Origin of the sequence: Shewanella sp. Scap07, from assembly GCF_013394145.1 — a bacterium.
GTDB lineage: Bacteria > Pseudomonadota > Gammaproteobacteria > Enterobacterales > Shewanellaceae > Shewanella > Shewanella waksmanii.
The window spans coordinates 1927136-1941303 of sequence record NZ_CP041329.1; the positions used below are offsets into that span (position 1 = coordinate 1927136).

Annotated in this window: 8 protein-coding genes, 2 tRNA genes and 3 rRNA genes; 10 read left to right on the plus strand and 3 right to left on the minus strand. The window is 46.5% G+C overall.

Going from position 1 to position 14168, the window contains the following annotated elements; all coding sequences use genetic code 11:
- Positions 1–103 precede the first annotated feature (103 nt).
- Both FLM48_RS08375 and FLM48_RS08380 read left to right on the plus strand, forming a co-directional pair.
- Entirely contained in the window at positions 104–1144 is a 1041-nt protein-coding gene (locus tag FLM48_RS08375; RefSeq protein WP_179024335.1) for a proline racemase family protein, read from the plus strand.
- A gap of 34 nt (positions 1145–1178) precedes the next feature.
- The gene (locus FLM48_RS08380) at positions 1179–2474 is read left to right on the plus strand and encodes an FAD-binding oxidoreductase (RefSeq protein ID WP_256871090.1); all 1296 of its coding nucleotides are present in this window, start codon (positions 1179–1181) and stop codon (positions 2472–2474) included.
- 138 nt (positions 2475–2612) lie between these two features.
- Here FLM48_RS08380 and FLM48_RS08385 read toward each other — a convergent pair whose 3' ends face one another.
- Positions 2613–3917, minus strand: coding sequence for an aminopeptidase P N-terminal domain-containing protein (locus FLM48_RS08385; protein ID WP_179024336.1), 1305 nt, complete (start codon positions 3915–3917; stop codon positions 2613–2615).
- A 163-nt stretch (positions 3918–4080) separates the two neighbouring features.
- Here FLM48_RS08385 and gmhB point away from each other — a divergent pair, with 163 nt between their 5' ends.
- The 6 genes from gmhB (at position 4081) to rrf (ending at position 10743) form a co-directional block, all read left to right on the plus strand.
- The gene (gene gmhB / locus FLM48_RS08390) at positions 4081–4641 is read left to right on the plus strand and encodes a D-glycero-beta-D-manno-heptose 1,7-bisphosphate 7-phosphatase (protein WP_179024337.1); all 561 of its coding nucleotides are present in this window, start codon (positions 4081–4083) and stop codon (positions 4639–4641) included.
- 550 nt (positions 4642–5191) lie between these two features.
- Positions 5192–6736: ribosomal RNA gene (locus tag FLM48_RS08395) — 16S ribosomal RNA — on the plus strand.
- Positions 6737–6936: 200 nt separating this feature from the next.
- A tRNA-Ile gene (locus FLM48_RS08400) sits at positions 6937–7013 on the plus strand.
- A gap of 133 nt (positions 7014–7146) precedes the next feature.
- A tRNA-Ala gene (locus FLM48_RS08405) sits at positions 7147–7222 on the plus strand.
- Positions 7223–7616: 394 nt separating this feature from the next.
- Positions 7617–10509, plus strand: a 23S ribosomal RNA gene (locus FLM48_RS08410).
- A 118-nt stretch (positions 10510–10627) separates the two neighbouring features.
- Positions 10628–10743 (plus strand): 5S ribosomal RNA (rrf, locus tag FLM48_RS08415).
- The 16S, 23S and 5S rRNA genes sit together here with 2 tRNA genes alongside, the layout of an rRNA operon.
- A gap of 635 nt (positions 10744–11378) precedes the next feature.
- Here the strand turns inward: rrf and FLM48_RS08420 are convergent.
- Positions 11379–12083: a DUF2057 domain-containing protein gene (locus tag FLM48_RS08420; protein WP_179024338.1), complete on the minus strand. Its 705-nt coding sequence runs from the start codon at positions 12081–12083 to the stop codon at positions 11379–11381.
- A 212-nt stretch (positions 12084–12295) separates the two neighbouring features.
- On the opposite strand from FLM48_RS08420, the gene FLM48_RS08425 reads away from it, so the two are divergent.
- Both FLM48_RS08425 and corA read left to right on the plus strand, forming a co-directional pair.
- On the plus strand, positions 12296–12664 hold the full coding sequence (locus FLM48_RS08425; RefSeq protein ID WP_179024339.1) for a hypothetical protein: 369 nt from the start codon (positions 12296–12298) through the stop codon (positions 12662–12664).
- Positions 12665–12785: 121 nt separating this feature from the next.
- Positions 12786–13733: a magnesium/cobalt transporter CorA gene (gene corA, locus FLM48_RS08430; RefSeq protein WP_179024340.1), complete on the plus strand. Its 948-nt coding sequence runs from the start codon at positions 12786–12788 to the stop codon at positions 13731–13733.
- Positions 13734–13756: 23 nt separating this feature from the next.
- Here corA and FLM48_RS08435 read toward each other — a convergent pair whose 3' ends face one another.
- Positions 13757–14071 carry a DUF3135 domain-containing protein gene (locus tag FLM48_RS08435; protein ID WP_028773846.1) on the minus strand — a complete coding sequence of 105 codons (315 nt, stop codon included), beginning with the start codon at positions 14069–14071 and terminating at the stop codon, positions 13757–13759.
- Between the last annotated feature and the right edge of the window lie 97 nt (positions 14072–14168).

Sequence of the window (14168 nt, forward strand, 5' to 3'; positions counted from 1 at the left end):
TGTATACAATTTCTCGACGAAGAAAACCCCTTTGTTAGATTATTGGTTTTTTGGGGCATCGAGATACGATATATTGCATACAAATAATAAGAGGGAAAAGCACATGCGTCTATTGGATATTAGTCAAAGCTGGCTTAATAACTGTCAACAATTCACCACGCTTGATGCACATACTGAAGGCGAACCGCTTCGAATTATCACCTCAGGCTATCCAGCACTTGAAGGTGAGACGATTCTCCAAAAAAGACAATATGTGACGCAGCATTTAGATCAGTACCGAAAATTACTGATGCATGAGCCTAGGGGACATGCGGATATGTACGGCGCTATACTTACGCCGCCTGTGACTAAAGGTGCTGACTTTGGCGTACTGTTTTTGCATAACGAAGGCTATAGCAGTATGTGTGGTCACGGTATTCTGGCGTTGGTAAAAGTCGCAGCAGATACCGGTACTATCGAAGTTGGTACTGAGCCTAGGGTGATAAAAATTGATGCACCGGCTGGGCTTATTACAGCCCAAGCGTATCGTGACAGCCAAGGATCGCTGATAGCAAGCTTTAAGAATGTTGACTCCTGGGCTGAAGCATTGGACTGCAATGTTACCGTGCCAGGCCTTGGTTCGTTTGATTATGATATTGGGTTCGGTGGTGCATATTATGCTTATGTAGATGCTGATAAGTATGGCATTGATTGCAGGCCAGACAATGTAGCGCAATTAATCGATGTGGGCAGACGGATTAAAAATGCCGTGATGGCAAGCCACCCTTTAACGCATCCATTAGAGCCGGACTTGAGTTTTTTATATGGCACAATCTTCACTTCAACAAAAGTTACTAATGTGGAAGCACATTCTCGGCATGTATGTGTATTTGCCGACGGCGAGGTAGATCGTTCGCCAACCGGAACCGGCGTAGCAGGTCGTATAGCCTTGCTGCATGCCAAGGGTGAAGTTGGCCTTAATACACCGCTAATGATTGAAAGTATTGTCGATGGCAGAATGATTGTTAGTGCCACTGAGACGACCCATTTTCATGGCAAACAAGCTGTTATTCCAGAGGTTGCCGGGCGCTCCTATATTACCGGCAAACATCAATTTATCGTCGATCCACAAGACCAATTTCAGCATGGTTTTATGTTGCGCTGATTCATACGCAGGTTAACAACAAGGAATTGTGAACATGAGTTTAGAGACGCAACAGCGCAATGAAATGGTTAAAGGCGATGGAAGCATTACCATTATAGGTGCGGGTATTGTTGGCCTTGCTGCCGCTATAGAGCTGCAACGAGTGGGTTATCAAGTCACCATTATTGATAAAGAGGGCCCAGGGGCCGGCGCCTCTCAGGGGAATGCCGGCCACTTTGCCACCGAGCAAATGTTTCCGTTGGCAGATCCTGCCATGCTGCTGAAGTTACCAGGAATGCTACTTGACCCCCTTGGGCCATTTCGCATTCAGCCACGCTACTTCTTCAAGGCTTTACCTTGGTTCTGTCGATTCTTGGTTAATATGCTGCCAAGCAAACGTAAGCAGAATCAGCAAGGGATCACAGCGCTTAATAAAGCCGCAATTGCTGCAATGCAGGACTTAGTGCGCCATTGCGACTGCGAAGAATTGCTAACGCTCAATGGCAGTTTGTTGGTCTTTGAAAGTACGCCACTTACAGAAGTCGAGGCGCAATACCGTGCTTATAGCGAAGCAGGCGTGGCCGTACAATTACTCGATGGTGCACAAGTACGGGCTTTAGAGCCGAGTTTAAGTGATAACATTACCCATGCCCTGTATTTTACTGATGTTGGCCATAGCGCAGATCCGATGCGTTTGTGTCAGGCTTTAGCAGCAAAGTTTGTTGCGGCTGGTGGCAAAATGCGGATTGAATCGGTTGCGGCAGTTAATACGCCCACTGCGAACGCGGGTGTTGAGCTGACTATGCAGTCTGGCGATCGACACTTTGCCGCTAGCTTATTAGTTGCCGCGGGCGCTTGGTCTAAACCTTTTGCCAAACATCTCGGTTATAATGTGCCGCTGGAGACCGAACGGGGTTATCATTTGATGATGCCGCAGCATAGCCGTTTATCCAGGCCCGTCGCGTCATACAATCGTAAGTTTATCATCACGCCAATGGAGCAGGGCACACGCCTAGCAGGCACAGTAGAATTTGGTGGGCTGGATGCGCCGTTAGTTGAGGCGCGAGCCGATTGTCTATTACCCCATGCTAAAGCGCTACTGCCGGCACTATTTAGTCAAGCCAGTGTTGAAGATGGCATTCGTTGGCTAGGGTTTAGGCCGTCTCTGCCTGATAGCTTGCCGGTACTCGGACGGAGTCCAAAACATAGCAATGTTTACTTTTCATTTGGGCATCAGCATCTTGGGCTGACATGGTCTGCTGTGACAGCCAAACTACTAAAGCAAGAGATCCAAGGTAAGCAGCCTGATATTGATTTAACTCCCTATAGAATTGAGCGCTATGGTCGCTAGTTTTTGTGAATGTTAGTTACAGCAAAAAGGCATTCTACGGCTATTATTTGATTAGAATTGATACTATTGTTTGATTAGAATTGATAATTGCAAAGGCGAACCATTAACCTGTTGATGGTTCGCCTTAATTATAGTTAGCTATAGAGGATTCATTAATGATTCTATCTCAGCAACTGTGCGTGGCAGAGACTTAGATAAGTTTTCGTGCCCTTCATCGGTAACCAAGATGTCATCTTCTATGCGTATTCCCATACCACGGTACTCTACCGGAACATCCAGTGCGTCAGTTGGGATATAAATACCAGGTTCTATCGTAAAGACCATGCCCTGTGACAACGTACGCCACTTGCCATCGCTGTCGTGGTAAGGACCGACATCATGTACATCCATACCTAGCCAATGTCCGGTTTTATGTACGGTAAAGCGTTTATAACTCTCCTTGGCCATGATTTCATCTAAATCACCTTCCAATAAGCCAATGTTGAGTAAACCTTCGGCCATCACCTGCATGCAAGTATCATACAGTTGATGCCAAGGCGTACCAGGTTTTACCATGGCAATGGCGGCATCAAGTGCTGACAATACGATACTGTAAATGGACTTCTGTGCTGCACTGAATTGACCATTGACAGGGTAACTACGAGTGATATCGGCTGCATAATGCTGATATTCGCCACCGGCATCAATGAGTAGCATTTGTCCTTGCTGTAACGGGCTGCAGTTATCTTCATAATGTAAGCAGCAAGCGTTATTTCCACCGGCAACAATGTTAGGGTAAGCCACTTCATTACATCCGTGCTGCGCGATGGTAAAGTCAAACAAAGCGGCTAGTTCACGTTCATTTATACCCGGTTTGCAGGCTCGCATAACTGCATTGTGCCCTGCTATTGATGCGGTCACTGCTGAGCGAATGTGTGCAAGCTCATCGGGGCCTTTTACGACTCGCATCGGATGAATTATTGATGCCAGAGGTGTGATAGTCGTATAGCGTTTAGGTATGTCAAAACCGGAATGGTGACGTTGATGGCGGCACCATTTGATTAAGTGCTGATCAAAGCGCCCGAGTTCATCACTTATATAAAGATGGTCACAATTGTTGATGAGCGAAGGAAGTGTCTTTTCTAGCTCATCAATAGCATAGGCATTGTCAGCACCAAATTGTAATTTTGCACCTTCAATCCCGGCTCTTGTGCCAAAACTTGTTTCTTGTGCTGGATCTTTAGGACGGCAGAATAGGTGGTAGCGACCACTCTCTTTCTCTAGTACGGCAACAGCATCGGGCTCTGCAAATCCAGTTAGATATAGAAAGTCATTGTCTTGTCGAAAATGATACTTAATATTCTTACTTCTTACCTTTTGTTGGTAGCCAACGACAATCGCTATGCTATTGCTAGGCAGCTTAGCTAAAACGGCTGCTCTTCTTTGTTGATGTACGTCTGACATTGTCAGGGCTCCACTGGTTGTTATCCATCCTAGCGTTCAGGATGTATCTTTATGGTATATTGTATTCATTACACGTGATTCCACACTTTATAGCAAGTTGACGGTGCAATTTAAATTAATGAATGAAATAATAGCCACCATTGCATAGCGAAGAGAGATTATTGTGGAACGAGCGGTATTTTTAGACAGAGACGGAGTTATCAACCTAGATCATGGTTATGTCCATAAAGTGGATGACTTTGAATATATAGAAGGTGTCTTTGAAGCCTGTGCTGAACTCAAGAAAATGGGGTATCTATTGGCTGTTGTGACAAACCAATCAGGTATTGCCCGTGGAATGTACAGCGAAGAGCAGTTTCATAGTTTAACGGAATGGATGGATTGGAACTTTGCTGATAAAGGCGTTGAGCTCGATGGTATCTATTATTGTCCGCACCATGCTGAAAAAGGGACTGGCGACTATAAGATTGATTGTGATTGCCGGAAACCTAAGCCGGGTATGATGCTGTCTGCTGCACAGTTCCTTAAAATCGATTTAGGTCAGTCGGCAATGGTAGGCGACAAACGCGATGACATGCTAGCTGCCCAAGCGGCAGGAATTCCGCACCGTATTTTAGTCCGCACCGGTAAAGAAGTAACAGAAGATGCGATTAAAGCCGCTACAGTGGTTGTTGACTCTATCGCTGACGTTCCTGCCTATCTAGCAACGCTATCAACCGATTGATTTAATCAGCCCAAAAAGCTTCGCTATTAAAATTGTAGGCTATAAACTTGGGAAGCTAGCCATGTTTATAGCGACACTGACTTGTTCGCTTTCGGCCTTTTGGCCATAAATGACCGATTTAATGCTGATCATTTTTCTAAAAATGATGACAATTTGATTAAAAAATGGGGTCATTGTTCGATTTTTGCTCTTTTGATGTGATTTTTTAAAACAATCTCAAAAAAGGGGTTGACGACTAAGTCGCAATCAGTAGAATACGCAGCCCTAGCCACTTGGAACTACCGAGATGTGCTAACGCTCTTTAACAATTTATCAAGTAATCTGTGTGGACACTCACAGGTGTTGAGTTATTCGAAATTACCATTCTTTATTCGTAAAGAAGGTAATCAAAAATTTTACTCAATGATTCTTTACTAGAAATAGTGAGTGTTCATAGCAATATGTAATTACAGAAATGTAGTTATTGAATTCACCAACTTCTTTATGAACGAAGTGAATTCAAAACAGTAGAATTCCATTGAGCCGTTCGACGTAGTCGAACAAAAAACTTTAATTGAAGAGTTTGATCATGGCTCAGATTGAACGCTGGCGGCAGGCCTAACACATGCAAGTCGAGCGGTAACAGAAAGAAAGCTTGCTTTCTTTGCTGACGAGCGGCGGACGGGTGAGTAATGCCTAGGGAACTGCCCAGTCGAGGGGGATAACAGTTGGAAACGACTGCTAATACCGCATACGCCCTACGGGGGAAAGGAGGGGCTCTTCGGACCTTTCGCGATTGGATGTACCTAGGTGGGATTAGCTTGTTGGTGAGGTAAGAGCTCACCAAGGCGACGATCCCTAGCTGTTCTGAGAGGATGATCAGCCACACTGGGACTGAGACACGGCCCAGACTCCTACGGGAGGCAGCAGTGGGGAATATTGCACAATGGGCGAAAGCCTGATGCAGCCATGCCGCGTGTGTGAAGAAGGCCTTCGGGTTGTAAAGCACTTTCAGCGAGGAGGAAAGGTTAACGGTTAATACCCGTTAGCTGTGACGTTACTCGCAGAAGAAGCACCGGCTAACTTCGTGCCAGCAGCCGCGGTAATACGAGGGGTGCAAGCGTTAATCGGAATTACTGGGCGTAAAGCGTACGCAGGCGGTTTGTTAAGCGAGATGTGAAAGCCCCGGGCTCAACCTGGGAACTGCATTTCGAACTGGCAAACTAGAGTCTTGTAGAGGGGGGTAGAATTTCAGGTGTAGCGGTGAAATGCGTAGAGATCTGAAGGAATACCGGTGGCGAAGGCGGCCCCCTGGACAAAGACTGACGCTCAGGTACGAAAGCGTGGGGAGCAAACAGGATTAGATACCCTGGTAGTCCACGCCGTAAACGATGTCTACTCGGAATTTGGTGTCTTGAACACTGGGTTCTCAAGCTAACGCATTAAGTAGACCGCCTGGGGAGTACGGCCGCAAGGTTAAAACTCAAATGAATTGACGGGGGCCCGCACAAGCGGTGGAGCATGTGGTTTAATTCGATGCAACGCGAAGAACCTTACCTACTCTTGACATCCAGAGAATTTACCAGAGATGGTTTAGTGCCTTCGGGAACTCTGAGACAGGTGCTGCATGGCTGTCGTCAGCTCGTGTTGTGAAATGTTGGGTTAAGTCCCGCAACGAGCGCAACCCTTATCCTTATTTGCCAGCACGTAATGGTGGGAACTTTAGGGAGACTGCCGGTGATAAACCGGAGGAAGGTGGGGACGACGTCAAGTCATCATGGCCCTTACGAGTAGGGCTACACACGTGCTACAATGGCGAGTACAGAGGGTTGCGAAGCCGCGAGGTGAAGCTAATCCCAGAAAGCTCGTCGTAGTCCGGATTGGAGTCTGCAACTCGACTCCATGAAGTCGGAATCGCTAGTAATCGTGGATCAGAATGCCACGGTGAATACGTTCCCGGGCCTTGTACACACCGCCCGTCACACCATGGGAGTGGGCTGCACCAGAAGTAGATAGCTTAACCTTCGGGAGGGCGTTTACCACGGTGTGGTTCATGACTGGGGTGAAGTCGTAACAAGGTAGCCCTAGGGGAACCTGGGGCTGGATCACCTCCTTACCTATACGACTAACTTAATGTTTGTTGAGTGTTCACACAGATTACTTGATAGAAGAAAGAGCAAAGTATCGAAAGATATTTTTGAGGATTTTGATTCTTAATCAAGGCACTTGATGAGTCTCGCAGGGAGTGTGCTTTAGCACATGACTGAGAAACGAAGAAAGTAACGCCGAGTAAGGATTAAAAGACCAAAAAGAAATGGGTCTGTAGCTCAGCTGGTTAGAGCGCACCCCTGATAAGGGTGAGGTCGGTGGTTCAAGTCCACTCTGACCCACCAATTCTTTTCTACTCTTCGTTAGTTTAATACTCGTTTAGCAGGCTAAACGTCGCATTAAACTGCCTTGATTAGCATACGAATTGGCAAGCCAATCTAATTGGTATTCGATATTTTTGTTTGACTGCATGTAAATGGGGCTATAGCTCAGCTGGGAGAGCGCCTGCCTTGCACGCAGGAGGTCTGCGGTTCGATCCCGCATAGCTCCACCATTTACTTCTTGTTTTACTTGAAGTCATGCACATGGATAGAGATGCCAAAGATAAATGCAGAATTTATCTTTGGCTTTTTTAAGCCCGGTCGAAATCGTTCCGTACGATTTTCGACACTTCCACCATCCGTGGAGGTCGTTCTTTAACAATTTGGAAAGCTGATAGTATTAATGTGAAAGGGACAATGACTTAAGTTAAGTTGTTGTTTATAGCATTAATGCGAAATTATTTATAATTGAGTTCTCAAACACTTTAATCAAGTGCCGAATACACACCGTAAGGTGGGTGTTCATGAGTATTCTTTTGGCGAAAGTAAACACCATTAGTTGCAATACAACCACCGAGCTTACCCGCTTGGGCGTTGGTTTCATTAAGAAACTTATTTGGGTTGTATGGTTAAGTGACTAAGCGTATACGGTGGATGCCTTGGCAGTCAGAGGCGATGAAGGACGTAGTAACTTGCGAAAAGCGTTGGCGAGCTAGTAACAAGCATTTGAGCTAACGATGTCCGAATGGGGAAACCCACTCACATAAGTGAGTATCATAACGTGAATACATAGCGTTATGAGGCAAACCCGGGGAACTGAAACATCTAAGTACCCGGAGGAAAAGAAATCAACCGAGATTCCCCTAGTAGCGGCGAGCGAACGGGGATTAGCCCTTAAGCGTAGAGGGTGTTAGTGGAATGTGTTGGAAAGCACAGCGGCACAGGGTGATAGCCCCGTACATGAAAACTAACTTTACGTGAAATCGAGTAGGACGGGACACGTGACATCTTGTCTGAACATGGGGGGACCATCCTCCAAGGCTAAATACTCCTGACTGACCGATAGTGAACCAGTACCGTGAGGGAAAGGCGAAAAGAACCCCTGTGAGGGGAGTGAAATAGAACCTGAAACCGTATACGTACAAGCAGTGGGAGCGGTCCTTGAGACCGTGACTGCGTACCTTTTGTATAATGGGTCAGCGACTTACATTTTGTAGCGAGGTTAAGCGAATAGCGGAGCCGTAGGGAAACCGAGTGTTAACTGCGCGTTTAGTTGCAAGGTGTAGACCCGAAACCCGGTGATCTAGCCATGGGCAGGTTGAAGGTTGAGTAACATCAACTGGAGGACCGAACACACGTATGTTGAAAAATGCGGTGATGACTTGTGGCTGGGGGTGAAAGGCCAATCAAACCGGGAGATATCTGGTTCTCCTCGAAAGCTATTTAGGTAGCGCCTCGAGCGAATACCATTGGGGGTAGAGCACTGTTAAGGCTAGGGGGTCATCCCGACTTACCAACCCTTTGCAAACTCCGAATACCAATGAGTACTACTCGGGAGACACACGGCGGGTGCTAACGTCCGTCGTGGAAAGGGAAACAACCCAGACCATCAGCTAAGGTCCCAAAGTTATTGCTAAGTGGGAAACGATGTGGGAAGGCTTAGACAGCTAGGATGTTGGCTTAGAAGCAGCCATCATTTAAAGAAAGCGTAATAGCTCACTAGTCGAGTCGGCCTGCGCGGAAGATTTAACGGGGCTAAGCAATACACCGAAGCTATGGGTTCAATACTTTGTATTGAGCGGTAGAGGAGCGTTCTGTAAGCGGTTGAAGGTGAAGGGGTAACCCACACTGGACGTATCAGAAGTGCGAATGCTGACATGAGTAACGATAAAGGGAGTGAAAAACTCCCTCGCCGAAAGACCAAGGGTTCCTGTCCAACGTTAATCGGGGCAGGGTGAGTCGACCCCTAAGGCGAGGCCGAAAGGCGTAGTCGATGGGAAACGGGTTAATATTCCCGTACTTCTGCTAACTGCGATGGAGAGACGGAGAAGGCTAGGCTAGCGCGGCGTTGGTTGTCCGCGTTTAAGGCTGTAGGTGGTGCACTTAGGCAAATCCGGGTGCGCATACACTGAGAGTTGATGACGAGGTCCTAAGGGACTGAAGTAGTTGATGCCATGCTTCCAGGAAAATCTTCTAAGCTTCAGGTTAGTAGGAATCGTACCCCAAACCGACACAGGTGGTCGGGTAGAGAATACCAAGGCGCTTGAGAGAACTCGGCTGAAGGAACTAGGCAAAATGGTACCGTAACTTCGGGAGAAGGTACGCTGCTGTTGGTGATGGGACTTGCTCCCTAAGCTGACGGCAGTCGCAGATACCAGGTGGCTGCAACTGTTTATCAAAAACACAGTACTGTGCAAAATCGCAAGATGACGTATACGGTATGACGCCTGCCCGGTGCCGGAAGGTTAATTGATTGGGTTATCTTCGGAGAAGCTCATGATCGAAGCCCCGGTAAACGGCGGCCGTAACTATAACGGTCCTAAGGTAGCGAAATTCCTTGTCGGGTAAGTTCCGACCTGCACGAATGGCGTAATGATGGCCACGCTGTCTCCAGCCGAGACTCAGTGAAGTTGAAATTGCGGTGAAGATGCCGTATACCCGCGGCTAGACGGAAAGACCCCGTGAACCTTTACTATAGCTTGGCACTGAACATTGACCCTACATGTGTAGGATAGGTGGGAGACTTTGAAGCAGGAACGCCAGTTCTTGTGGAGTCAACCTTGAAATACCACCCTTGTAGTGTTGATGTTCTAACTCTGGCCCCTGAATCGGGGTTGAGGACAGTGCCTGGTGGGTAGTTTGACTGGGGCGGTCTCCTCCCAAAGAGTAACGGAGGAGCACGAAGGTTGGCTAAGTACGGTCGGACATCGTACGGTTAGTGCAATGGCATAAGCCAGCTTAACTGCGAGACATACACGTCGAGCAGGTGCGAAAGCAGGTCATAGTGATCCGGTGGTTCTGAATGGAAGGGCCATCGCTCAACGGATAAAAGGTACTCCGGGGATAACAGGCTGATACCGCCCAAGAGTTCATATCGACGGCGGTGTTTGGCACCTCGATGTCGGCTCATCACATCCTGGGGCTGAAGTCGGTCCCAAGGGTATGGCTGTTCGCCATTTAAAGTGGTACGCGAGCTGGGTTCAGAACGTCGTGAGACAGTTCGGTCCCTATCTGCCGTGGGCGTTGGATGATTGAAGGAAGCTGCTCCTAGTACGAGAGGACCGGAGTGGACGAACCGCTGGTGTTCGGGTTGTTATGCCAATAGCATTGCCCGGTAGCTACGTTCGGAATCGATAACCGCTGAAAGCATCTAAGCGGGAAGCGAGTCCTAAGATGAGTCATCCCTAGGAATTTAATTCCTCTAAAGAGCCGTTCGAGACTAGGACGTTGATAGGCATGGTGTGTAAGCGTTGTGAGGCGTTGAGCTAACATGTACTAATGACTCGTGAGGCTTAACCATACAACCCTAATGGGTTTTACTGGTGGTGAAACTTGCAGAAGAATACAAACACTTGATTGAAGTGGACTTAGCCTGAATAGGGCATAAATAATTAGCTTTCTAAATTGTACCTAATTTGTCTGGAAACCATAGCATTGTGGTCCCACCTGATCCCATCCCGAACTCAGAAGTGAAACGCAATTGCGCCGATGGTAGTGTGGGGTCTCCCCATGTGAGAGTAGGTCATTTCCAGACGCCTATTTAAGTGAAGAAGCCACCTTATTAAGGTGGCTTTTTTGCGTTTGGAGCATAATAAAATAGGTTAGCTAATGGCTCGAATGAGTCAGTATTTCTATCAGGTGGCTTATCCACTTAAGCACGTGAGTGCAATGCCTACTCCCTACGTCACCCCGCCGCTGAGCTTGGCCAGAAACTGCGTCCATGCGTTTCTGGCATTCGGCACTTCCGTGTGCCTCGCCTCCAGCTTCGTAACAAGTTACTCGCGCTTCAAAGCCCTTGAATGCGATGCATCCAAAGCAGGGCTTCTTCGCCCCCACGTCACCCCGCCGCTGAGCTTGGCCAGAAACTGCGTCCATGCGTTCTGGTATTCGGCAAATCTGATGTTTAGGATTAACAAATGCCTTGATGGCATGGATGCCAAGGAAAGGCCGTGAGCCTTGCCTCCAGCTTCGTAACAAGTTACTCACGCTTCAAAGCCCTTGAATGCGCAGCATTCAAGGCAGGGCCTCTTCGCCCCCCTGTGTTCGCTGCGCGAACGAAGAGAGTAGTTCAAATCCTTATACTGATTGGTATAAGTATTAGTGGCTTAAGTGCGTTCGCTATAGGGGGCAAACCCGCCGTGTGGCGGGTTTGATGTTGGCTGGTTTTAATTACTGATTTTCGATTCTTTGCTTAAATGCTTTTCGGGTTTGCTCATCAGCTTGGCTATACCAAAAGTCTAGCATTTGGCCGACATTGATTTGATCAGTATTGACTGCTGTTGTATCGCTAACAGGAGTTGTTACCGCTTTTGCGGCACTGGGGCTGGAGGTTGCAGCCGCTGAGGTTGCTGGAACAGCCGCGACCGCTGCAGGTGCGGTTTTGGGCGGGGCTTTTGGCTCCGGTGCATAACCATTGTAAAGGTGGATCTCTTCGACATAGTTACGGCCGAGTTGTAATCCGTCTTTTTTTAGCACATCAATTTTAAACTTAACCTCATTACTTTGCTCATCTGTGATGGTTAGCCTAGGGCTTCTATTGAAGTTATCTGCTCCACGATTGGAGTTGATGTTAGGTAATTCAACTTCATAGCGACCATCACTAGCGGTAAAGGTGAGCACGATGGCTTCAGATGTAAAGCGTTTCTTATCACCAAAGTCTCGATAGCTGTCTATATGTTTGAATAAAATTTGTTGTGTACCATTGGCTAGCGTCAAGGTGGTTGCGGTATTCGCTTCGCCATTGGCCACCAATACTTCGGTATTGCTAGGGAAACTAATAATGGCTTCAGCCCATGCTGGTGTATGTGCCAGGGTGGCAAGTAGTAAGGTAAAACCAGGTAGGGTTTGCTTAAGCAAAGTAGGATTTTTTGTCATCGACTGTCCAAATAAAGAAGCGTAGTTTTTTATAGCATTAGTTTAGCTCTGCTACCACTACTTGACGTGATCTAGCTTTAAATCAGTGAAAATATCTAGATTATGTCGACACGATTATAATTTGATACTCAATCGCTAATGCTGGACGGCTTTAACAGTTTTTTTGGACTGAAGTGGTTATACTGACTAGCAAATAACTGTGAGGGCGTAATGTGTTAACCAAGATTCTAGTGACTTTACTGGTCATTGCTGGGGCTTTTTTTTATATACGCCGACCCAAAACTGCTGATAGCCGAGGCCAATCTACCGCCAATATAGGCCAGCGTATGGTGATGCGGTATGTGCTTTTTGGCATCATTACCGTATCTCTGTTAGCCAGTGGCGGTTACTGGTACTGGAATTGGCAAGATGGCAATCAAGTTATTCATGTCACCATAGTTTCGCCACTAGATGGTAATGAAACTGTCTATAAAGTTCATAAGAAAGATATTGGTCAGAATCAGATAACCACGATTGATGGTTTAAGTATTCGCCTGTCAAATCAAGAGCGTATAGTGATCGCTAAACAGCCACAACAGTAGTTTTATTCATTAATTCAAGGTTTCATCTTTTCAATACTTGTGTATCAGGTAGAATGACAGCGTTTTCACCCTGCGCCTGAGTTCAGCAAATTTTGCTCATGGTGTTTTTTCAGGAGGCTTCATGATCACAGCTTATGTATACCAGACACGTAAATTGTCTATTGTCGAACTTGATATAAAAGATACGGTACCGGCTAACACCTTGTGGTTGGATCTGTATAAACCCGATGATGATGAACGAGAGTGGTTAAGCCGTTACTCCGTTGAAGAAGTGCCAGAAGAGGACGATATTAACGAGATTGAAGCTTCGGCTCGTTTTTATCAAAACAAAGATGGTTTGCATATTAACTCGCTTTTTCCTCAGCGTGCGGGTCAAGATATCAAGAGCGTTAACGTCTCTTTTAACCTGCGTAAAAATTATTTAGTTACGATCCGAGAAGATGACTTAGGCCTGATCCGCCTATTGCGTAACTATTTGCGCTTAGGGCGAATCGATAGCGCTACACCTCAAGGTTTATTACTGGCTTTGTTTAACCTAAAAGTAGATTATCTGTCAGATTTAATTGAAGATATTTATTCAGTTGTCGATGGGGTAAGCGAGCAGGTTTTTGACAATAATGAGTTGGATGACGTATTTAAACTTATTACTCTGCAGGAAGATTCAAACGGTAAAATTCGCCTTAGTCTGCTCGATACACAGCGCTCTTTGCGCTACATGCAGCGTTATTACCGCCAAGAGCTTAGCGAAGATAACCTAAAAGACCTGCGCGAAATGCTGTCTGATATCGAGTCTTTGATGCCCCATAGCCAGTTTATTTTCGACAAATTAAACTTTTTGCTGGATGCGGCTATGGGCTTTAGTGGCTTGCAACAAAACAAGATTATTAAAATTTTCTCTGTTGCAGCGGTAATATTCCTTCCCCCAACTGTAATTGCCAGTGCTTATGGAATGAACTTCGCTAATATGCCTGAGCTCGAATGGCAATTAGGGTACCCCATGGCGATTTTGATGATGTTGGGCAGTGCAGCAGGCACTTATCTATTTTTTAGACGTAAAGGTTGGTTGTAGCGACTTGCCGATGCGCTATTTAATTAGCGCTCGTTAATCGCAAATGGGATGACATCAGCTTTGGTTTGTCTGAATTTTTGCGGGTCGCTCATTGCTTGATTCAATACCAAAAATTTCTCATGCATGACAGCCATTGCAGTATTACAGCGGTGATAAGGATTAGTGCAGCGCGCCAGTTGCTGTTCTAAGTGATGTTGGGTCGACAGCAATTGAGCGCGATTGCCTTCATCACAAGATTCTATCGCTTCTTCGCATACTAACTTTTGCAGTTTATCTAGATGGTTAGGGTCGTTTTGTGCAAGCCACAGGAGCTTGTCAAAGTCTGGTAACTGAGTCATTGACCTATCCCTAATTTGTATGGCCGATAGATTCAACCTAGACAAGGGATCGGTTTTGAGCAAGTTTCTTGCTAGTTTTTTACACCAAATAGCGTCT

Coding starts and splice junctions, on each gene's coding strand:
- FLM48_RS08420 (WP_179024338.1), bottom strand. CDS start 12,083: ATGACAAAAAATCCTACTTTGCTTAAGCAAACCCTACCTGGTTTTACC.
- FLM48_RS08385 (WP_179024336.1), bottom strand. CDS start 3,917: ATGTCAGACGTACATCAACAAAGAAGAGCAGCCGTTTTAGCTAAGCTG.
- corA (WP_179024340.1), top strand. CDS start 12,786: ATGATCACAGCTTATGTATACCAGACACGTAAATTGTCTATTGTCGAA.
- FLM48_RS08435 (WP_028773846.1), bottom strand. CDS start 14,071: ATGACTCAGTTACCAGACTTTGACAAGCTCCTGTGGCTTGCACAAAAC.
- FLM48_RS08375 (WP_179024335.1), top strand. CDS start 104: ATGCGTCTATTGGATATTAGTCAAAGCTGGCTTAATAACTGTCAACAA.
- FLM48_RS08380 (WP_256871090.1), top strand. CDS start 1,179: ATGAGTTTAGAGACGCAACAGCGCAATGAAATGGTTAAAGGCGATGGA.